The organism is Mesorhizobium sp. M0317 (genome assembly GCF_040321555.1).
Classification (GTDB): Bacteria; Pseudomonadota; Alphaproteobacteria; order Rhizobiales; family Rhizobiaceae; genus Mesorhizobium.
Window position 1 is genome coordinate 26,140 of the sequence record NZ_JAMYRV010000050.1, and the last position, 19,877, is coordinate 46,016.

Genomic DNA, 19,877 nt, shown 5'->3' on the forward strand with positions numbered 1-19,877 from the left:
CGGCGTCGGTTGCTCCCGAAGCATGTCATTGACGGACACACCCAGCAACGTCAGCCCGCTAATCGGGCCGTCATCAAACGATCCTCGATGCACCGAATGGCGTCAAGCGCCGACGATCCAAGCTGCTCCAGTCCAGCGAGTTGGCGAAGCGTGGCAATATCCGCCAGGTTGCCATATTGACCAAGCATGCTGATGGCGGGGGTCAATGCTTCGCGCAGCTCAAAGTAGTCGAAATATCCCTTCTGACGCTCGGGATGTTTGAGGCACGCCCTACACATTTCGGCAACCTCTTCCGGGAAGGAAGACGCGACCGAGATCAGCACGGGTTCTTGCCCAAGCTTTCGCGATCGATGATCCTCCAGCAATTCGAAGCTGTGGAACGCGTGCCAGATGGCGCGGAGACAACTGACCGCGGTGCCCGCCTCATGCGTAAGCAGGACGGCGAGGGGCGCTTCGCAGGCAGCTCGCCGGCGGTCTTGCGGTAGATCGCAGCGATTGACCCAATAGAGAATTTCGGCGCATGCCTTCAGCGTTTTTTGGGCATCCGTCAAACCATCGGTACCGTTATCAGGCATGTCGCGTTGAAGTCGCGCCAAGGCGATATGGGACTGTTGGACAGAACACCAATGCTGCTGCGGGATACCCGACATGCTCTTGCGAGAAGGCGCTCATGGCGTCCCGCAGCGCGAGTTTCGCATCCAGCGTCTGTTGGTAGAGATTGGCGATCGGCTTCCAGGCGCCGGATGCAACTTGCACCGCCCAAGGACCGTTCGTTTCGCCTCGCACCGACCCGATAGGATTTGGCTTCGATGACGAGCGTCTTGTCTGGCAGACCGACGACAAGGTCAATTTGCCGCCCGGCAAAGTGTAGATTCGCCAGCACAACCGCCGAGCGCAGATCGCCGGCAAGGAGGGTAACGACGGTCTTTAGAACGGCACGATCGGAATCATGCTCGATCAGGCCGCCAATGTAGATGTCGAGAACCGGCATATGCCTCCCTCTTCTTTAGTTAGAAGAGTACACCGGCTTTCGTTTGTAGCCAATTTTCGTCAAACCAGGAGCAAGCGTCACGGCTACCACGTTCGTTAATAGGGGCGACGTGCCTCTGTGAACCGATGCCTAAATGGGCGGACCCGGATAGCAGGTTGAGCGGCGGGTTGCGGACGGTCTTTAGCCCGTTGATTCACAAGGAATTTGTAGGCGATGACAAACGTGTCGGATTAGGTGAACATCGCCGCATGCCAAAGCGAAAGCCGACATTGCCGCCCAATTTCGAAGAAGACCCTGCGTGGCTGCGCGCTGAGCCGGAAGGCGGAACGATCCCGCCCCCGGTCGAGGTGCGCGCGGACAGGTTGCCGTTCCTTGAGCGAGGATGGAAAAATTTCGAGCGGTTATGTTGCAGGCTCGCCGGCGCTTCCGGGCATGTCGAGAAAGCCCGTGTCTACGGGACACCTGGCCAGAAGCAATATGGCATCGACATTCTCGTCCGCTTGAATGATGGAGCCTACGAAGTCTGGCAGACAAAACGTTACGAGACGGCGCGCCCCGGGGACATCGATCGCGCGGTAGAAATCTTTCTTGCCGATGTCTGGGCCGAAAAGGCGCGCCGGCTGGTGCTGGCGTTTGCATGCCCGCTGGAGACCACCGGTCTCATCGATGCGATCGAGCGCGGCCGCAACAAACTTGGCGCCCGAAACACCGCCTTCGAGCCTTTCGACGCGGGCGATCTCACACACGAGCTCGTCGTGCAGCCTGAGATCATCGATGACTTCTTCGGGCGCGCCTGGGTGGAAAAGGTCTGCCCACCCGAGGCGCTCGATCGCCTCAAGGATCGCCTGTCGGCACCAGATCGGTCGGCGCTTCGCGAACGGCTGCGCACAGTCTATGGTTCGTGGATTGCTGCGGTCGATCCCGGCCTGCCCATCGCCAATCTAGGGCGTCTTGGCAAGCCAATTCCAGCCCTACCAATTCAAGAACGGTTTGTCGAACCGGACATATTGGTAAGCTCCCGCCACGGCCAGTCCGTGAGCGCTCCACCGGCTGACGAACGCCAGCAAGACCAGCCTCCAGGCGAGCCTCAAGTAAATATCGGAGTGGACAAGACGAGGGATTCGCCCCGAGCACGCACCGTATCATCTGAACAGCGCGTGGCGCTCGACGGTCTACTCGACACCGAACGCCGGATCATCATCACTGGTGAGGCAGGGTCCGGCAAAACCACATTGCTTCGAGCGGTTGCACTTGACCTGCTTGCAGCGCACCCGCGGTTTCCAGCAGTCAAGAAACACTATGCGGGCTTTGTTCCAATTTGGGTGCCATTCGCGCTGTGGGCTCGCATGGCTAGCGGGGGAGCGGCGCCTCCTGGACTCGAAGCTGCGGTCGTCGGGTTTCTTGAGGCGCGCGGCGAATCCGAACTTGGTTCGGACGCCAAGAAGGCGCTGGTCAGCGGAAAGGCGTTGCTGCTCGTCGATGGCATCGACGAGGCCCAAGATCCGGTCGCGGCGCGTACAATCGCGGCGTTACTTTTCGCTCAGGCGGATGCAAGGCAGTTGCCGGTGATTGCAACGTCCCGGCCTCACGGGCTGAGAACGCTCGGTGCCTTGCCGGCGGCGTGGCCTGTCGTATCGCTGGCGACGCTCAATGTACGCCAGCAGGGGGAGCTTGCTCAACTGTGGTTCAGGGTCATCGAAACCCTCGAACAGGAAGATGGTGTTGACCCTGTTCGAATTGCGATCCAGTCCCAGAACCGGACCCGCACATTCATGGAAGCGTTGCATCAAAGCCCAGGTATCGCTTCATTGTCAGCGACACCGCTATTCTTGCTCGCTCTCCTCGGTCTGCATCGGCATGGAAAGGCGCTGCCGCGTAGCCGGCTTGCCGCTATCGAGGAAGTCGTGGCGCAACTTGTCGAACACCAGCCGCGCCGCCGCGATGTTGCTGCCTTGGCGACGGCACGCTCACCCGGTCTGCCACCCCGGCAACGTGACCGCATCCTCGATGATTTCGCCTATGCGCTTCACGCGGCAGAATTGGCCGGCGATACCCCTGATGCGGCAAGCGTAGAGGCGGCCATTGCGCGCGCAGGAGCCATGCTTACGGCGCGCCAGTCAGGCTTGGGAATCGACCCGGCGGAGGAGATGGCGAACGAAATCTTTGCTTTCGCCGAGGAACGCGCGGGTTTGCTGTCACGCAAAACGACTGACGCGGTAGGCTTCCTCCACCTTTCATTTCAGGAATTTCTTGCGGCCCGTCATATCAACCATCGTCCGCTCGGGGACCGGATCGAATTTGTCCGGACGCATGCCGCACGGCCGCGTTGGCGCGAGCCCATCTTGTATCTTCTTCATCTCACGCGCAGCGAAGCCGAGGTTGGAGAACTCATCCAGTCGATCGCGGCTGCACCGTTCGATGACGAACTTGGCCGCGGGACGCGGGACGCGCTCCTGACCGATGCGACATTCGCCGATCTGGCGCATGACATTCCGGTTGTGACTGCAATTGCCGAGCGGCTGTTCGTCGAAGTGGAGTCGGTTGCGTTCGGAAAGCGGGAAACTCACCTGCTGTCCGCCATAGTGGACGGGCTGCACTCCGAAGCGCTCGGGACGCGATGTGTCGGCAAGCTTTCTCAGTGGCTTCCCAACCGTCACGGGTGGAGGCGCGCAGCGGCCCTGCGCGCGATGCGGGGTTGGCCCGCTAGCCGTCAACCCGAATGCATACCGGTATTGATGCGCAGCCTGTATGCCGATGAGGAAACGACACGGCAGGCTGCCGCAGAGATGCTGTCGGTGTTGGCGGAGGGCAATGCCGATATCAAATCGGATCTCCTGTCGCGACTGGCAAGAGCTCCGTCGCCCAGCGCCGTCGCCTCGCTGCTCTACGCATTGTGCTGCGGCTGGAACAAAGACGAAGAAACCGGACGGCTTGCGGCGTTGGGCCGTGGATCGGTGGATCGAGCTATTGCTATCGAGGCTATTCGTATTCGTGCCGTGCGCAATGAAAGCGATGAGGCTGATCTTGACCACTTCTACGGGATGCTGGCGACGCGGCATGTTATGGGCGGGCTGCCTCATCCCTGGCTGATGCAGCACTTCGTCGACACGCAGCGTGACCGTTTCATCGAGAAGCTCGTAAGGAGCATTGGAAATCCCGAATATAAGAACCCGCACGATCTCAAGCCGCTCGTCGCTGCTTTGATCATGTGCGATCCGGAGCACCCTTTGGTCGAGGCTGGACTGCACGCGCTGTTGGGCCAGAATTGGTTGCAGAGGGAGATTTTTGGCCCTGACGGTTTTCCCGCCGACCGCATCAAGTGGACAAGCGGACTGCTGGAGACCGTCGAAGGTCTGACCCAGAAAGAAAAGGCTTACTTTCCGAACTTCGACTTCTACTGGGTTGCGAAACGGACAAAAATTGAGAGCCTCAAGGCGCGCTTCATTGCCGACCTCAAGCAAGATCGGAACGGTTTCAAGTTCTGGTCAGCGAAGGCTCTCGTCGAAGTGTGGGGGATCGATGATCCGGAGGTGCGGGGCGTGCTTCTCCCCTTCATGGACGCCGCGCCAGCCGATATTGCGCTCGTAGCGCATCTGTTGCCGGCAATCGTTGATGACGCGGCGGCATGCCGCAAAGCGTTTCTCGGGGCACTTCGTGGACCGGTCGAGCGGGCTGATTTTCTGTTCCCTGCGCTGCGCGAGGTAGGCGTGAGAAGCGATGACGACGAGGCATTTGGCGTCTGCTTAAAGTCGCGCGAGGCAATGAAAGCACCGCTCTATCGCGATCAATGGCGGGAACAGATGATCCTTACCTTTCCGAGCCGGACAGAGGTCCGCAATATGGCGCTAGGTGAATTGCGGCGTCGCGATGGGGAAATCGGGGCTGTCGCCCTAAGTTACCGCGGCGACGATGAGATGATCTCAAGCATGCTCGGCGTGCTCGTTCCGTTGCAGGCGGACGCGCGCCTCGCGCTAGTGACAAGTCTCCGCAAGGCCGGCGTAGGCGATTCACGTGCTTTCGATCTAATAGACGCCGCGCGAGAAGACTCGGACGGCTCGGTCTCGAGCGAAGCAACGATCAGTGCGACTGAGATCAAGGTGGCGCTACATGCAATCGATGCGGCTGACATTGCTCGCCTGGACGCGGACTTGGAAGCCGTCGGTCATGACTATGAGGCGCGCCGCAGCGCCGCAGCGATCTCCCTTGGTATTGCAGGCAGCTTCGACATTTTTGTGGCTAAGACCGACCGGACCGAAGCTCTTGAACTCCCAATCTCCCGCTCCGTGCGGCGAGGGGATGACCGTTATCTGCGTCGTATCCTCGGTCTCTGGCCCGGCTTACTCGTGGCGCTCGACGACCCCGATGTGGTAATGAAGCGATTTGGATTGACGGCCGAGGCGACCCTCGACCTTCTCGATCCCATCTACCCGAACGCGAGACAGCTCTACGACGCCCTTATGAAAACGATCGATGCGGCGCCGAATGTCCAGCCGCATGTGCTGATGGGTGCTGTGGCCAAGTTTGAGCCTGCCAGCGAACGGCTGCGCGGCCTGGTATTGTCTCAACTGGTCCCCAAGCGCGTCGTTGACTATCAGGCCGGATTGCTCGCGGCAGAGATATTCGCGGACCAGTTTGCTGATGACCGCGAGATGAGAAGCGACGTGCTGGAATCCTTCCGCAAGAACCCACACGGCGCGGCTGCCGGTGCGCTCGCCGAGTTGGCGGTGCGCCACTCTGATCCGGAACTGACAAGCACGCTCCGGGAGAAGGCAATCGGCGAGCGCTACGATTTGCCGACGCATTTCCGCCTGATGGCCGCACTGGCGTCCGCGGACAATGTTGTCGAGGACGCGCGCGAGCAGGTCACCACATTCGAGCTAACTGCAGAGCCATATCGAACAATGTCTTGGCCATCCGCCGTTTCGCGACGCGTTATCGCCGATAAAGAGCTGCAATCGAAATTGTCATCGGCCTTGGAGGGAATCCCATCTGCGGCCGTAAGGATGGCATTGCTGTCATGGATACACGGCGCAATTGGAGTCGATGCCCAACTTCGGGCATCGATTACCCGCGAGCTCGTGCGAGAAAGCGAACAGGCTATTCCAAGCGCTGTCTTTGATGTGTTCTCCGGATCTACGACGACACTGCGGCAGATGCTCGGAACTTTCTTAGAGTAGGCGAGAACCGCGAATAGTATTGGCGGGATCGCAGAGGGATGAGAGGCGCGCTCGTCATCGATATCTGTGCTGCATGAAAATGCCCCGCGCTGGAGCAAAATCGGGAGGCGCGCGCAGCGGTTCCTGGCGCTGGCATCGTATCTCGTGGCAAGGCAGGTAGCTGTGGCGCTCGCGCTCTAAGAGCGCATCAAACGCCTACCTGCGCGTGCGTGGCGATGAAGCGCAGCAGCCGGTCGACGGGCTCTCAACCTAAATCACCGGACGGGGACGATACAGGGCGTGGGGGCCATCTGATCTGTGGCTTGTGGGGCGCTTTCCAACATGGGGTGTTGCCAGATACCGCAAATCCGTTGAACGTCACGGTGTGATCTGTGCGGACGGAGAACGCGATGGGGCTGATAAATCTAAGTGATCGCGAGAAGCAGGCCATCGATGCGATCAATAGCGGCGAGCTTCATGACTTGGTTGATCAGGCCATGAGGTCAGAGCACCTCGGAAAACTCAGCGGCCTACCACTCTACGACTGCGGAGAGTACGTGGCCACCAAGCTTCGGTACTTCGATCGAGCGCTTGCGGCATATAGGATCGCGAAGTCGGCCAAGAAGCGGGAAGAGACGCTATATTCTGCTCACAAGGCCGGCAGTGATATGACTTTTGCGTTCGCCCAGATAAAGCAACGCTTGGAGGTCGAGGAACGCGAGAGCCAGCTATTTTTTGTCTACGATCCGGCGATGCCTCCATTTGGTCTGACCCAAAACATGCAAGTTCGCGTCAGCTACCGGTGGCGCCGGACGACCGGGGATGAATGGACTTCCGGGTCCATTGTCTTCAAGCACAAGGTCCGGCCCCGTTTGGAGTATCATGCACTCGCTCAGCCGAAGCCTAAGCGAAAGCCGAGCGCCAGGAAGCTTGCGGAGAACCGTGAGAATGACCTGCTTCACGAATGGGAGCACTTTGAGCGGTTGGCTCATTGGTCAGTGCGCGACTATTTCCGGGCGGGCCATGACGGAGCGGGCATTCCTGGTCAGTTTGAGGTTAGGCTCGGTGACCATGACGGGCTGAACAATTTCAGCGCTGATTTCTGGGGGCGCAAGGTGAGCTCCTGACGACTATTCGCCCGCCATCGCCTTCTGCTGAAGATTGGCGGGCTCCCAGTGCTATGGACGAGCCGGTGTATGCAAGAAAAACTCCCCGAGCCCGTCGCGGTCGCCATGTATTGGAATGCGATGAACCACTCGCGGTCGCGACCTTATGTGCAGCGGTTCGTGATGCCGGACTACATGAAGCAACGCTACTGAGTGTGTTGGGACAAGGGGAGCAACGTGAGCGAAGACAATGCGAAACCGGACCTGGCGTCCTTGGAGGTCCTCGTCCGCGGGGCGGAAAAGACATTCGACAACGCGGAGCACCTCTTCTTCGAGGCGGAGCTCCTGGCCAAGGCAGGAGCAGTGGCACGAGCCCTGTGCCTGCATCAGATCTCGTTAGAGGAATGCTCCAAGGTCGACACTCTTGGGGCGTGGGGAATGAGCCTGGTCATGGGGTTGGAGGTCGACCAGAAGAAGGTGCTTGCCGCCTTTGCCCGGCATGCGTCCAAGAACAAATCCAATGCCTACCTGCTCGAAGGATCGGACGCCGAGAAAGACGCCAAGCGGCGCGGTGATCTCAAGGGAGCCATAGAGGCGTTCAAGAAGAGCCAGGCCGAGTTTCACGACGCGTCGAACCAAGCGAAGAATGCCTCGCTCTACGTCGACTGGGTGGACGTCGAGTTCGTCGCCCCGAGCGAACGCATCACCGAGGCGATGCTGGCAGAGATCAAGGAGCGGAATGCTCAGTTTCTCGGTTATGCCCACAATTCGGTGAAGATGCTTAAACGGACTGCCGCGTCTCCCGAGGATGTTCGTGGCATGTTCTCCGGGTTTGTCGAGCAGGCCGAAAAACTACGGGATACGAAGCCTGACAATCCAATCGAAGCGATCGAAACGTGGCTTTGGGATTTCTTGGAGGCAGAGCGGCGAAAGAGAAGGAGCGAGGATCCCGGTCAGTGAGAAAGTTTCTGGCCCGCATGCTCACCGCCCTCCGTGATGATGATAACTATTCGCGAATGCGTGCGGCGTAATGCTGAAGTTCCTCCTGTAGGTTATGGTGCTGGGTCGCTTCTCAACCCTCGTTCTTGCCACTCGCTTCGCGGATCTGGCGGTCTAGTGCCCGCAGCGAGTCATCGAAATGCACCGCCCTGAACCAACCGGCCCCGCGATTGGCGAGCTTCTCAAGTTTCACGTGGCCGAGATGCCTTTGCTGCCGCGGCCCATTGTATAGCTCGACATAGTCGAGCCGCACGTCTCTGGCGGCGGCATTGAGCAGCGCGAGATCGCTGGTTCTCGCGGTAATCCCTTCGCCGTCCGCGTCGATCTCTTCGAGATGCAGCAGGCAATGGTCGCGTGGACCATGCACCACCATGTTCCATCCCTCGGGCATGTGTCGCCTGGGCGGCGGGCCTTCCCCCATTCTGCCGAGATGGACCAGCGCATCCCGTTGTACGGTTCCCGGTTTTGCCGCGAGCCGATCGCCCACGCCGCTAAAGTCTGCCGTGTGCGAGAACAGAAATCGTCGCGACTGCGTCACCTGCACGAAATTGTAGCGCTCTACTTCTTTATCGCTGATTGTGACAGGCTCGCCGGAAGCCAGGCCCCAGCCATAAGCGCGTAGCGCCGCATGCTCGCTGCCGTCGGTGGACAGGAGATGGTCGAGCCGTGCAACGATCGTCGGGCAATGCCAGGTTAAGAGCAGGCTCGGACTTAACGGCAGATGCACGAGGATGCCCTGCGCCTGCAGTGCATGATCGCCATAGGGAAACGGGTTGCTGAACACGACCGGGTGGTCAGAAATCAGGAAGCGCGCCGAGCCCGCGGGCTCAACCAGGCCCGGCATCAACCGGAGGAACGAATCCCGATGGCTGGCGCGCTTCACAAACGCCTCCATGGTGCCGCGCTTGGCATCGGCCTCAGTCGGCGGTGCCAGTTGCGGGTGATTCAAGTCGGCTCCGAGTTTATCGAGCAAGTCTCGCATCTCTTCGGCGAGCACGCCCGGCGTTTCACGTGCCAATTTTGTTCGAAACAGCTGGACCGTACCAAGGTCCGCCAGCGACAGCACCTGCTCCTCGCGCATCCATGCTAGTGAGCGGCGCTCCGCGATCTGGGCGACAATAGCTGCTCCGGCGGTATCGACCTTGTCGAACATCGCCTCGAAATTGAGCCGTCCGCCATCGTCAATGATCGTGTTGAAGCCGTTCTCCGACCCCGCGTTGAGGATCGACGACGTGAAGCTCTGGCCGGTCGTCTTGTCGAAGACGCAGATCTGCGTGCGGCCCTTGTCGCGCGCAAAGTGACGCAGCTGCGCCTGAGTTACATAATGGTGCTTTCTGGAGGGCTTGGATGGTTTCGACATAGATAGAAAATAAGATGCACTCATATGGCGACCAAGATAGTAGATGCGAATTCATAAATCACGCTCGAAAAGCCGCTGGTGGCAAAAGAGTATGTCCGGGGCAGTGCTCGCCGGCTATAGGGTTCGCCCAAAAGGCCCAGAAAACAAGGGTTTTCCGCCGAGTAGTTTCATCCCTTGCATGTCAGAAAAATATGCTCTATTTTCTGACACATGGATACGAACCTGTCTTCAGCTCCGGATCGGATTGTGAGGCGCGCCCGCAGCAGCGGACGCGGCAGCGTTTTCACGCCCAACGATTTCCTTGACCTGGCTGGGCGGGCGGCGATCGATCAGGCCCTGTCTCGCCTCGTCAAGAGCGGTAGGCTCCGTCGCCTCGCGCGCGGCCTTTACGATTTCCCCAAAGTGCATCCAAAGCTTGGCCCCCTTTCTCCAGCGCCCGATGACATTGCCCAGGCTCTGGCCAGAGAGACGGGCTCTCAGGTGCAGGTCGCCGGCTCGCGCGCGGCGAACGTCCTCGGTCTATCGACCCAGGTTCCGGCCCGCAGTTCATACCTGACGGATGGTCCATCCCGTCGGGTGGTGCTCGGAAAACGTATCGTCGATCTCCGCCACGCTTCGCCTAAGCATCTCATCGCACCGGGCAGTGCGGCGGGGACTGTTGTTCAGGCGCTACGCCATTTGGGGCCGTCGCGGGCGGCAGATATCGTTCATGTCGCGTCGCGCCAGCTGTCGCCGAGCGACAAAAAGAGGCTCGCCTCGACGGCCGTTCAGGCCCCGGCCTGGATGCGCCCGACGCTGCGCGCTATTGCGGACACCAGATCGGACACGGCCAATGGATAGCTTCGCTCGCCAGGACGCGTCCGATAGGGCGGCTGTCTTCGGCGAGTCCGGCGCCTTGCGTGGCGTCGCCAGCATTATCATCGAGAAGGACTTCTGGGTTTGCTGGACCTTGAAGCGTCTGTTTGAACTCCAGAAGGGCGACGCGGCCACTCTGGTTTTCAAAGGCGGCACCTCTCTCTCCAAGGCCTATGGGGCAATCCGACGCTTCTCGGAAGACATCGACCTCTCCTTCGACCGTGCCAATCTCGGCTACGACGGCGATCGTGATCCAGAGCGGGAAGGGATCAGCAAGAAGCAGTCCGCCAAGCTGATCGATGCGCTCATGGCCGATGTCGAAAAGCATATCGCCAACAACATGCTTCCTGCCCTGCGAGAGGCGATCGCGGCCCAACTTGCCGAGCCGGTCAAGGGCAACTGGTCGCTCGAGGTCGACGCAAACGACCCCCAAACCTTGAACTTTCACTACCCGGCCGCACTGACCGGTCAGGACTATCAAGGCATCGCCTACATCACCCCGCGAGTCAAACTGGAGTTCGGTGCGCGCGGCGATCCTTGGCCGACCGAGCAGAAGACCATCCGGCCTTATTCAGCTGACGATTTCCCCACCTTCTTCGAGAATCCGGATTGCACCGTCACGGTCCTTGCGGCGCGCAGAACGTTCTGGGAGAAGGTCACTGCGCTTCACTCCGAAGCGCACCGTCCCGAAGACTCTCCCACCCCTCAGTATTTTTCACGCCATTACTATGATGTGGCGATGCTTCTCGACACGGCCGAGGGGCAGGCGGCGGCGGTCGATTTCGAAATGTTGGCGCAGGTCGCCAGGCACAAGGCCGTGTACTTTCGATCGAGCTGGGCGAGCTATGACACCGCGCGTCCGGGCACCCTGCGCCTGATGCCGGCCGAGTATCGCCTAAAAGACCTGCGCCCCGACTACCAGGCCATGCAGGCGATGATGTTCGACGAGAAATCGTATTCGTTCGATGAGATCCTTGCGCGCATCGAAAAGCTGCAGAAGACGATCAATTCGGATGTTCCGACCGCCGACACGCCGAAATAGGGTCTGCTGCCGGAGCATGGCGTTCTACTTGGCTGTGTCGCTATCTAGCCGCGCGCGCCATGCTCATCTACGGTCAATATCTATCCGCGGGTCGAAAGCCAAAGTATGCCAGCTGCGCCAAGCGCTTCAACGATTTCCGTTCGTCAAACTCTCGAGATCCTCGATGGTCCCTTTCGCAGCGTCGCGACGGGCATCGCCGAGGACCAGTATGCCTTCTGGCTTGGTTCGGGCATCTCATTCGGGCGGGTGGATGGCCTGAAGCACATCATCGTGCGCGTGATGGAGTTTCTGCGCCAGCAGATCGATCCGGCCGACCCCAACTGCCCCTATAACGTAGCCCTCAAGCGTGCCCTCGGCCTCGCACCGCTGTCGGCCGACGAATGGGCAAGGGTCGATCTCACCCTTGGCTTCGCTGCTTGGCCGGACCAGGCCGCCATTGTCGCGCGGCTGACCAACAATTATGCTCGGCTGCTCGACGTCGCGGTTGCCGGGAAGGCCGACGACTATCTGCTGTGGGACGGCGTTGGCGTCCCCGCCACCTTCGCGAACCCCGCCATCGAACCCGACGTCGAGCATTTGTGTATGGGCATTCTAGTTCTCGAGGGCAGTGCGTCCAGCATCGCCACGGCGAACTGGGACGGGCTGGTCGAGAAGGCTGTTGCCGAACTGACAGGAGGCGTTCCCAAGCTCGTGGTCTGCGTCCGCGCCGAGGATCTTCGTCAGCCGGAGCTAACCGGTCAGATCATCAAATTTCACGGCTGTGCGGTGTTGGCCGTCGCCGACGAGGGAACCTACAGGCCGTTTCTTGTCGGCCGCTACTCGCAAATCAACCGCTGGGCCGCCGCACCCGAAAACCAAGCCGTGATCAACCGTCTGCTCGATATTGCTGTTTCGAAGCCGACCATCATGATGGGCCTGTCGGCCCAGGACTCCAATATCCAGGCCTTCTTCGCAAAGGCGGAGTCGGTGATGCGCTGGCCTTGGCCTGGAAACAGGCCCAGCTTCGTCTTCTCGGGAGAACAGGTCGGCGCCGACCAGGAGGGACTACTCAAGAACGTCTATCCGCAGACCTATACGGCGGCGACCCGCGACCAGATCAACGAGCAGTCGCTCGTCAAAGCCTACGCCAACCCGCTTTTGCTCGCGCTCGTCCTCTCGGTCATCGCCGACAAGATCAAGGTCATGGTCGACACGGTCCAGGGTACCCTCGACCACGCGGCGCGCGCAGCTCTGCAACAGGGAGTGGTAGCACTGCGGGACCATCTGGCGACCCTCGACAATGGCGATCGACTACAGTTCGTCCGCAAGTTCGTCGACCACACCTCGCGCACGATGACGATGTTCCGGGACGGAGCCGCAGGGGTTGCCCCGCGCCGCTACAATCCTGTAACGCCCTTGCCGCTTCACCAGATTGCGGCCGACCAGACCCTCCCTTCATCCGGATTGCCCGAGATCGCGGTCTTTGCCGGTTTGCTTGGTATTGGCGTGGCGGACGGCACCTGGTCCTTGGCCGAAAGTGATCCCGCTGATCCCGCCTCGGGTGCAGTGAAGGTGGTGACTGCGTCGGCAAGCACCAAGCTTGTCCTTGCGGCCAATGGCCGGTCAGCGATCCGGCTGCAGCAGAATGGCCATATCGATGATAACGAGGACGCCGTCCTGGTCTATAGTGCCGAGAAGCCACCGCCGATGCCCCGCTCGCCCCGAAGCTCACCCGGCCGGACGGGCGTGCTGGGGTTGCGGGAGGTCAGCATTTACGACCTGCTCCAGCACGCGACCAGTGCGGCAGATCTCATGCAGCAGTTTCGTTCGGAGGCAGCGATATGACCATTGCCACGCCAGTCGAGGGAGTCGTCGCGTTGCTTTCGGAAGCCGGTTACCGCCCGCTGTCAGTCCCGCTGTCGATCGCCGGCCTAACCTTCGACCTTCCAGCCGCCCTGGTCGGCGAAAGCCCGTCGCCCGATCTCATCCTTGTCGCTGACACGGCGTTCGACACCGAACAAAAGATCCTCCGCAAGGTGGAAGGGGTGGCACGCGCGCTCGACGTCACCCGCTCCAAACGTCCCCTGACCACGATCCTCGTCGGGCCCAAACCCTCCGCCGCCACGCTTGATGCCATGACCAAGGTCTGCCGTGTGCTTCCCGTCGGTGTCACCGAACATGGAGCGACAACAGCTCTGCTGGAGAACTGGCTGGCTGTCCTGCTGCCGCTCAAGCTGCCTGAACCGACCAGCGACACGGCGGAATCGCTGGGCTCGATCGTCAGCAGATCCGCCGATCTTGACCAAAATATCGTCGGCCTGGTCGCCTTCGCAGACCAAGGCGCAGCCGGCGTCCAGCAACATCTGCACGAGCTTCTCAACACCGCCATCGAGGCCGAAATCGAACCAGAAGAAGACATCGATCTTGGGCCAGAGCTAACACAGGGAGCTTCGGAATGAGCGCTGCTCAGTTGAGTTCGATCACCCTCACAAACTTCCGCAGCATCAAGGGGAGCATCACCGTCCCGCTGGATGCTCCCATAGTCCTCATCCATGGCGCAAACGGAGCGGGCAAAACAAGTCTGTTGTCGGCCATCGAGCTGGCTCTGACGGGCCAAGTCGCGTCGCTCCAACGGGTCGATCCCGACTACGCAGCCCACCTCGTCCACAAGGACGCCAAGTCCGCGGAGCTCAAGATTGAGACGAGTGGCCTCGATCGCAATGAGACCAGCCTCAAGGTGACCGCCAATGCGATAGAGGGGAAGGCGCTGCTCGGACCGGATCTCGCTCGGTTCTATGCCGAACGCTGCTTCCTCGCGCAGTCATCGCTGGGCCGCCTCCTCGAGCTCTATCAGGATTCCGCGAAGCGCTCGGATTCCGCCCTTACCAAGTTCGTCAAGGACCTGCTGGGCCTTGATCACCTCGATGCCATCATCGATGGGCTGCATGATGCCGGTGACGTGCGGCGGCTGCGAAGCGGCGTTCCGGGATATGGCGAGACCAGGGACACCATTCCCCAGGTCGCGGGCGAACGTGACCGCCTGGGTGCCGAACTGGAGAAGACTGATATCAGGATCCGCCAGCTGGAAGAGCAGAACGACGCTCTGTCGAATCGGTTGGTCTCAGTTGGCGACCGACCCGTCACCGGCCCAACTGCCGGCGAGACCGAGCAGAGCGAACTCCTGAGGCTCACGACGGTGCGCCGCGAGGTTGAGGCCGCTAGCTTGCAATGGCAGCAGATCGCCGGCACAGACCTAGCTCGTGATCGCGCCGCCGCGCAGCCCCGCAGCGAGAACGCCGGCCGGGCGGTCGCGGCATGGTCCGCGACAAAGGGAGCCGCGCTTCAGGCCGTGCTCGAACGACTCGTGCCCTTGTTCTCCGACCTTCCGTCGGTGAGCGCCGGCGGACCCCAGCCAGCCCATGCCGCCGCGACAAAAGCGGTGCGGGAAGAGCTGCGGCGTTGCCAGGATGTGCTCGACAAGGACGCGGCCGACGCCAAGCTGGAAGCCGATCATGAAGGCGCCGTCACACGCGGTCGGGCGCGCATACAGGCGCTGGAGCAGCAAATCTCGAACCTCGCATCGGAGGGCGGCGCCCTTGCCCAGGCGTTGAGCGGCGTGCTGCCGCATATCCATACCGACGACTGCCCGGTTTGCGGTCGCAATTTCAAAGAGACCTCAGAGGTGCCGTTGCAGGCCCATGTCTCTGCACGGATAGCAGAGCTCACCGCTGCTGCCGGGCAGCTTCAGGCCCTGAGCCGCGACAGGACCTCCTCCCTCTCGACCGTCGCTGTCGCCGAGAGAGAGCTCGGCGAGGTCCGAGGGCGACGCCTCGACGCCACCAATCGAGACGCACTTCGGACCCGGGTGGCGCTGTTGCAGGAAGTGGACCTGTCACTGGCCGGCATGACCAGCGACGTGGAGGAAGGTCAACGCCTGATCGGTGAGGCCGCTGCTGCTTCCCGCGCGCTTTCGGATCTCGCCGTTCAGGACCAGGGCGGTACGGCCTTGCGGCAGTCGGTCGAGCGCTTCGGCACAGAGCTCGGCGTGGCGCCTCTGGCCCCCACCGAAGACATAGCAGCGGCTCTGTCGCGTTTTGCCGCCGAGGCCTCACGGCTCGTTGAAATCTATACCGCGAACCAGACGATCCGCCGCGAAATGGCGGGGAACGCCCTTGAAGTACAGCGCCTCAATGCCTTGAGGCAACCAGTCGTTGATGCAACGGAAGCCGCTCAGGGTCGCCTGGGCCGGCTGAATGCCGCGAAAGAGCGCGCGGACCGCCTGATTCTTGACGCCCGCGAGCTGGCAAAGCGCGCCGGGGAGGCCCGGACCGCCATTGTCAGGAAAGTCTTCAATGGCTCGCTAAACCGGGTGTGGCGCGACCTCTTCGTGCGGCTGGCGCCGGAAGAGCCATTTGTCCCTGCCTTTGCCGTCCCCGAAACCAATGGCGGCCCGGTCGAGGCAGTGCTTGAGACCTGGTATCGCTCCGGCGGCAAAGGGGGTGATCCCCGCGCGATGCTGAGTGCTGGCAACCTCAACACGGCCGCGCTCACGCTTTTCCTCGCTCTACATCTTTCGGTTTCCCCCGATCTTCCCTGGCTGGTGATCGACGATCCCGTGCAGAGCATGGACGAGGTCCATATTGCCCAATTTACCGCATTGCTCAGAATACTGGCCAAATCGAACCTGCAGCGCCAGATCATTATCGCGGTGCACGAAAAGCCCCTGTTCGACTATCTTTCGCTCGAACTCAGCCCAGCATTCCAGAACGACCGGCTGATCACCATCGAGCTCAGCCGCAGTGCCGATGGCCAGACGCTGATGAACTATCTGCCTCACGTCTTCACTCCGGACCAGGCGGTCGCGGCATGAGCCCGGCTCAGGTCAAAACGTATCTTCGAACAGAACCCTGCGAACGGGCAGCTCTTCGGCCCATAAGCCGGACATTCGCTTGCAAAGTAGCGGCAGCTCTTGATGATCTTGGACTGGTCCGCCAAGCGCATGAAGTCCTGATGAACCTCGGCGCGCGCCCGGAATGCGGCGGGAGCGATCCCGCCGGTCGAGACCAGTAGCGCTCGACGCCTCCCCTCGCGCAACGCCGGTTCCAGGCAATAGTGTACCGACCGAGCATCGACGCTTCGATCTCGCCGATGCTTGATTTCGATGTTGTACCAGGTCACATCGTCGCGACTGATGTCACAGCCCAGTAAGTCGGCCCCGGCCCAGATCCCCGCAGCTTGCCGAAGGGCTTAAAGTCACCCGACCTTGTTGATCCAACCTTGAAGGTCGAGCCCGCCAAGGTGAAGACACGCGATTTCAAATAAGCTTGCCGTCACAAAAATTGTCATTTATTTAGATAAACGTAAATTCACACTAAGTTGGCGGAGGGACGAGCGATGCCGCTTAGCCTGACGAACGCCGAAGCCCGCGGTCGAACCTATGCCGCGGCCCGTATGTTGGCCGGGCTCGATCAGGCCGCACTTGCCACAGAGGCTGGCGTGTCCGCGGCGACGGTCTCCAATGTGGAGCGAGGACGGGAAGGTCGGCCCGCGACACTCAAGGCGATAAGGAAGGCTCTGACACGCCAGGGCGTGCTTGTCGGCTTCAGTCCAAGCAACGGACTAGCGTCCGTTTCGATCTCCTTTGCCGCCGATGAGGAAGAGGAAGAGTGAGAGATGAGGTACTTCGGAGAATTCAACCGCGTCATCTGCGACAACATTCGTATCGCCGCGAGGAGGTTGCGCAGGTTGGGGCTCAACGCGCAGGTCCTGCCCCACAAGACGTCGCTAGTGATCGTGCGTCCGCGTGGGATGTCATGGGCTGATTTCACCACTGCGGTTGCAAACGATGCAGCCCATCATCGTGTTCCAGTCGCAATACATCGCTATCATCACCCTTCTGAGGTCGGTAGGGCACGTCTTCGAAAAGGTCGACTGCGACACTTCCGACCGGAAAGCGTGGGCCAAGGGAAAGTGGCCCGACTGGCAGCAGGCGTCTATTTTCCAGAGCTTCATCAAGCCCAAGCGCGACGCGCTGCTCAAGGAGTTTCGAGGCGGACTTGAACTGCGCAATGACGCTTTCGAGTCCCCGGCCGTGCTCGCGGATCCCTCGATGCCCGGCATGGTGTCGACGGTGACGACGATGGACGCCAGCAGGTTGCGGGATGCAGACGGTCGCCTGATCATGCCGGCCATCCGCGAAGCGATTGTCTTCTGGACTCGCTGCCTCAGCGAAGCCGAAGCAGCGTTTGGCGAATCGGCCCTTTAGCAACCGCGCAATCCGCCTATCGAGAGAGGTCGCCAATGACTGAGCAGGATAGCACGCCACAGCCAGGAACGCTGACGCATCGGCTCGGCGCCATCTCGAAACTTGAGACCGAGCTCGTCGACAAGGCCCACGCCATCCTGCCAAAAGGCGCGGTCAACATCGTTGATTTCTTCATCCTGGGCGCTACGCAGCGCACGCTGTCACAGTCCCGCGGCTTCCGGACGCTGATCGAGACCAGGAACTTTCCCTCCGCGACGATTCTGTTGCGCACGCAAATTGATACCGCCATGCGCATCAACGGCCTCAGGATGATGGCGAATGTCGAGGCGGACGTTCAGCGCATCTTCAAAGGCGAGCGCACCTTTGACCGCCTGGTCTCGAGTCCCGCTGCCGGCGGCGGCAAGCCCGAGCGCCTCACCGACGCTTTCCTCAAAAAGAAGCTCGCGGAGGAGCATCCCTGGATCGAGCCCCTCTACAGCCAGACCTCTGACTTCGTCCATCTCAGCTTTCGCCATCTATTTACGGCGATCACCGAGACCGATGCGGCAACACAGATGGCGACTATGGCGATCAGCGGCACCGATCCCAAGCAGGATGAGAGCGTGTACTACGAAGTGTGCGATGCATTCTTCCGCGTCTCTCGACTGAGCTCCATGACCATTCTCGCCGCGCTGATGGCCAGGCATCTGGGGGACAGGGTCATGGCCGCCGCTGCCGCGCGGAAAGCCAACGGGAATGAGTGACGCTCGACGCCCAACGATCGAGCTCGATCGTCCCGAGGCGTGGCCCTCGGATCTCCTTGACGTGCTTACCACCAATCTAGATGCGCTCCGCTCGCGCGAGAAAGGTCCGTTGAGTGACCGTTACGATGCAGCGGTCTACGCGGTGGTCGAGGCGTTGGAGCCTTACAGCGTCGTCGGTTGGCATTGCACGCGTCTCGCCGATCAGGAGGTCGAAGACATCAGAGCCAATGGAATGGCGCTCCTCGACGTCGATCTCGTGTCCCGTCGGATCGATGCCGCAATCCGGCACGAACTGATCTCGTCGAACCATGGCGCGCCTAAAGGCAGTCAACCAAACCGCGGAGCGATACCGGGCTGGCATGCTGTGGTTCTGTTTCTTCACCCCAGCTCGCGCGGGCGAGGGCGGTATCGGAGATCTTCTCCGCTATTGGGGTGGGGAGGCGGTCTACAATTCGCATGACCGGCACCCGGAAATGGGCAAGGTCATCGCGGGGGTCGGGCGGCCCGCTATCGTTGAAGCAGAAATCCCCGTCGCGTGGTGTGGTCGCGATCGCGGCCTGCGGCTGGCGATGAACATTGGGCAAAGATACGTCATCGCCCAGGGAACGCGCAGTCCGAACTCGACCGATGTCGAAGACAACATCAAGCGGCCGCTCCCCGCAGAGTTGGTCCGGGCGGTACATGTCTTCCCAGCCCCCGAATTCCTGACGCTGTCTGGCTGCTCGGATTGGCATTATCCCCTCTGACCTGAGGGGCTAGTCTGAACCGGGGCGGACCGTTTCCGCAAGCGACCAGCCGACAATGGCCGCAACAGCTCGGCCTGCGGCTTAGTAAGATAGAGCCAGGCGGCCCAATCCCGCGGCTGCAGCACGACCACCTGTCGGTCATGGTAGGGCTCGATGTCGGGACCCGGCGAGGTGGTCAGCATCGTGGAGCTTACCGGGTGATTGCGCTGAGCTTCCCGCCACAGCCCCGCAATCGCCAGAAAGGGTGATCCGCCAGTGTAAATCGATGCTTGGTCTTGGGTATCTGGTGCCGCTGAATTCGAAGAAACCGGAGGCCGGGATCGGACATCTGTTGCTCTTGGAGAAATAGCGGCCCTCCGAGCGGAAATTGAAGACGGGGCCGCCTTTGGGGCCATTTGGCGCAAAGCTGAAGTTCATCGGCACCAGCTCGACCCCGTTGCCGGCAGCGCGCATCACCGGCGCCATGTCGTTGATCCGCACCAGATCGGATTGCGGCAGGTCCAGTTCCGTCTGCTGCGTCGGAATCCCGAGCTCGAGATCCTGCATCATCTGGCTGTATTCGACCCAGCGGACGTGTTGTTCGTAAGCGTTGCACATGAGCAGAATGATAGTGCACGGACGAAGCATTTTCGAGG

General features: G+C 60.9%; 18 protein-coding genes. 12 read left to right on the top strand and 6 right to left on the bottom strand.

All coding sequences use genetic code 11. The annotated features are described in order from the left end of the window. Positions 1 to 50: 50 nt before the first annotated feature. A complete protein-coding gene (locus NKI88_RS26840; protein WP_352658414.1) occupies positions 51 to 575 on the bottom strand; it encodes a hypothetical protein in 525 nt (174 codons plus the stop codon). After that, the gene (locus tag NKI88_RS26845) at positions 548 to 991 is read right to left on the bottom strand and encodes a hypothetical protein (protein WP_352658416.1); all 444 of its coding nucleotides are present in this window, start codon (positions 989 to 991) and stop codon (positions 548 to 550) included. Before NKI88_RS26845 ends, NKI88_RS26840 begins: the two co-directional genes overlap by 28 nt. Positions 992 to 1,146: 155 nt before the next feature. Here NKI88_RS26845 and NKI88_RS26850 point away from each other — a divergent pair, with 155 nt between their 5' ends. The 3 genes from NKI88_RS26850 (at position 1,147) to NKI88_RS26860 (ending at position 8,213) form a co-directional block, all read left to right on the top strand. Next, on the top strand, positions 1,147 to 6,168 hold the full coding sequence (locus tag NKI88_RS26850; protein ID WP_352658418.1) for an NACHT domain-containing protein: 5,022 nt from the start codon (positions 1,147 to 1,149) through the stop codon (positions 6,166 to 6,168). 389 nt (positions 6,169 to 6,557) lie between these two features. After that, a complete protein-coding gene (locus NKI88_RS26855) occupies positions 6,558 to 7,274 on the top strand; it encodes a hypothetical protein (RefSeq protein WP_352658420.1) in 717 nt (238 codons plus the stop codon). A gap of 216 nt (positions 7,275 to 7,490) precedes the next feature. After that, a complete protein-coding gene (locus tag NKI88_RS26860; protein WP_352658422.1) occupies positions 7,491 to 8,213 on the top strand; it encodes an AbiV family abortive infection protein in 723 nt (240 codons plus the stop codon). 112 nt (positions 8,214 to 8,325) lie between these two features. Here the strand turns inward: NKI88_RS26860 and NKI88_RS26865 are convergent, their stop codons facing one another. After that, entirely contained in the window at positions 8,326 to 9,636 is a 1,311-nt protein-coding gene (locus NKI88_RS26865) for a DUF4238 domain-containing protein (protein ID WP_352658424.1), read from the bottom strand. 186 nt (positions 9,637 to 9,822) lie between these two features. Here NKI88_RS26865 and NKI88_RS26870 point away from each other — a divergent pair, with 186 nt between their 5' ends. From NKI88_RS26870 to NKI88_RS26905, 8 genes are all read left to right on the top strand, one after another. Beyond that, entirely contained in the window at positions 9,823 to 10,452 is a 630-nt protein-coding gene (locus NKI88_RS26870) for a DUF6088 family protein (RefSeq protein WP_352658426.1), read from the top strand. Next, a complete protein-coding gene (locus NKI88_RS26875) occupies positions 10,445 to 11,509 on the top strand; it encodes a nucleotidyl transferase AbiEii/AbiGii toxin family protein (RefSeq protein WP_352658428.1) in 1,065 nt (354 codons plus the stop codon). The genes NKI88_RS26870 and NKI88_RS26875 overlap by 8 nt, the downstream gene beginning before the upstream one ends. A 105-nt stretch (positions 11,510 to 11,614) precedes the next feature. After that, the gene (locus tag NKI88_RS26880) at positions 11,615 to 13,333 is read left to right on the top strand and encodes an SIR2 family protein (RefSeq protein ID WP_352658430.1); all 1,719 of its coding nucleotides are present in this window, start codon (positions 11,615 to 11,617) and stop codon (positions 13,331 to 13,333) included. Further along, positions 13,330 to 13,947, top strand: coding sequence for a hypothetical protein (locus NKI88_RS26885; RefSeq protein ID WP_128304742.1), 618 nt, complete (start codon positions 13,330 to 13,332; stop codon positions 13,945 to 13,947). Before NKI88_RS26880 ends, NKI88_RS26885 begins: the two co-directional genes overlap by 4 nt. Next, entirely contained in the window at positions 13,944 to 16,358 is a 2,415-nt protein-coding gene (locus NKI88_RS26890; RefSeq protein WP_352658432.1) for an AAA family ATPase, read from the top strand. The genes NKI88_RS26885 and NKI88_RS26890 overlap by 4 nt, the downstream gene beginning before the upstream one ends. Positions 16,359 to 16,882: 524 nt before the next feature. Then, positions 16,883 to 17,158, top strand: coding sequence for a helix-turn-helix domain-containing protein (locus NKI88_RS26895; protein ID WP_352658434.1), 276 nt, complete (start codon positions 16,883 to 16,885; stop codon positions 17,156 to 17,158). 175 nt (positions 17,159 to 17,333) lie between these two features. Beyond that, the gene (locus NKI88_RS26900) at positions 17,334 to 17,753 is read left to right on the top strand and encodes a hypothetical protein (protein ID WP_352658436.1); all 420 of its coding nucleotides are present in this window, start codon (positions 17,334 to 17,336) and stop codon (positions 17,751 to 17,753) included. A 35-nt stretch (positions 17,754 to 17,788) separates the two neighbouring features. Next, positions 17,789 to 18,496: a hypothetical protein gene (locus NKI88_RS26905; RefSeq protein WP_352658438.1), complete on the top strand. Its 708-nt coding sequence runs from the start codon at positions 17,789 to 17,791 to the stop codon at positions 18,494 to 18,496. Between the two features lie 76 nt (positions 18,497 to 18,572). Here NKI88_RS26905 and NKI88_RS26910 read toward each other — a convergent pair whose 3' ends face one another. Continuing rightward, positions 18,573 to 18,806: a hypothetical protein gene (locus NKI88_RS26910; protein ID WP_352658440.1), complete on the bottom strand. Its 234-nt coding sequence runs from the start codon at positions 18,804 to 18,806 to the stop codon at positions 18,573 to 18,575. A gap of 49 nt (positions 18,807 to 18,855) precedes the next feature. Here NKI88_RS26910 and NKI88_RS26915 point away from each other — a divergent pair, with 49 nt between their 5' ends. Continuing rightward, positions 18,856 to 19,242: a hypothetical protein gene (locus NKI88_RS26915; protein WP_352658442.1), complete on the top strand. Its 387-nt coding sequence runs from the start codon at positions 18,856 to 18,858 to the stop codon at positions 19,240 to 19,242. Here the strand turns inward: NKI88_RS26915 and NKI88_RS31875 are convergent. Beyond that, positions 19,230 to 19,481 (bottom strand): SOS response-associated peptidase family protein, encoded by a 252-nt coding sequence (locus NKI88_RS31875; protein ID WP_502909496.1) that lies wholly within the window; start codon positions 19,479 to 19,481, stop codon positions 19,230 to 19,232. The two genes, NKI88_RS26915 and NKI88_RS31875, sit on opposite strands and share 13 nt — an antisense overlap. Continuing rightward, complete coding sequence (locus tag NKI88_RS26920) at positions 19,381 to 19,839, bottom strand: SOS response-associated peptidase family protein (RefSeq protein ID WP_502909497.1); 459 nt, start codon at positions 19,837 to 19,839, stop codon at positions 19,381 to 19,383. Before NKI88_RS26920 ends, NKI88_RS31875 begins: the two co-directional genes overlap by 101 nt. Between the last annotated feature and the right edge of the window lie 38 nt (positions 19,840 to 19,877).

Excerpts from the sequence above, each read along its gene's own strand:
- NKI88_RS26910 (WP_352658440.1), bottom strand. The coding sequence starts at position 18,806 with ATGGTTCGACGAGATCAGTTCGTGCCGGATTGCGGCATCGATCCGACG.
- NKI88_RS26880 (WP_352658430.1), top strand. The coding sequence starts at position 11,615 with ATGCCAGCTGCGCCAAGCGCTTCAACGATTTCCGTTCGTCAAACTCTC.
- NKI88_RS26870 (WP_352658426.1), top strand. The coding sequence starts at position 9,823 with ATGGATACGAACCTGTCTTCAGCTCCGGATCGGATTGTGAGGCGCGCC.
- NKI88_RS26875 (WP_352658428.1), top strand. The coding sequence starts at position 10,445 with ATGGATAGCTTCGCTCGCCAGGACGCGTCCGATAGGGCGGCTGTCTTC.
- NKI88_RS26840 (WP_352658414.1), bottom strand. The coding sequence starts at position 575 with ATGCCTGATAACGGTACCGATGGTTTGACGGATGCCCAAAAAACGCTG.
- NKI88_RS26890 (WP_352658432.1), top strand. The coding sequence starts at position 13,944 with ATGAGCGCTGCTCAGTTGAGTTCGATCACCCTCACAAACTTCCGCAGC.
- NKI88_RS26905 (WP_352658438.1), top strand. The coding sequence starts at position 17,789 with ATGACTGAGCAGGATAGCACGCCACAGCCAGGAACGCTGACGCATCGG.
- NKI88_RS26885 (WP_128304742.1), top strand. The coding sequence starts at position 13,330 with ATGACCATTGCCACGCCAGTCGAGGGAGTCGTCGCGTTGCTTTCGGAA.
- NKI88_RS26855 (WP_352658420.1), top strand. The coding sequence starts at position 6,558 with ATGGGGCTGATAAATCTAAGTGATCGCGAGAAGCAGGCCATCGATGCG.
- NKI88_RS26895 (WP_352658434.1), top strand. The coding sequence starts at position 16,883 with ATGCCGCTTAGCCTGACGAACGCCGAAGCCCGCGGTCGAACCTATGCC.
- NKI88_RS26845 (WP_352658416.1), bottom strand. The coding sequence starts at position 991 with ATGCCGGTTCTCGACATCTACATTGGCGGCCTGATCGAGCATGATTCC.
- NKI88_RS26865 (WP_352658424.1), bottom strand. The coding sequence starts at position 9,636 with ATGAGTGCATCTTATTTTCTATCTATGTCGAAACCATCCAAGCCCTCC.
- NKI88_RS26900 (WP_352658436.1), top strand. The coding sequence starts at position 17,334 with ATGCAGCCCATCATCGTGTTCCAGTCGCAATACATCGCTATCATCACC.
- NKI88_RS26920 (WP_502909497.1), bottom strand. The coding sequence starts at position 19,839 with ATGTGCAACGCTTACGAACAACACGTCCGCTGGGTCGAATACAGCCAG.
- NKI88_RS26915 (WP_352658442.1), top strand. The coding sequence starts at position 18,856 with ATGCTGTGGTTCTGTTTCTTCACCCCAGCTCGCGCGGGCGAGGGCGGT.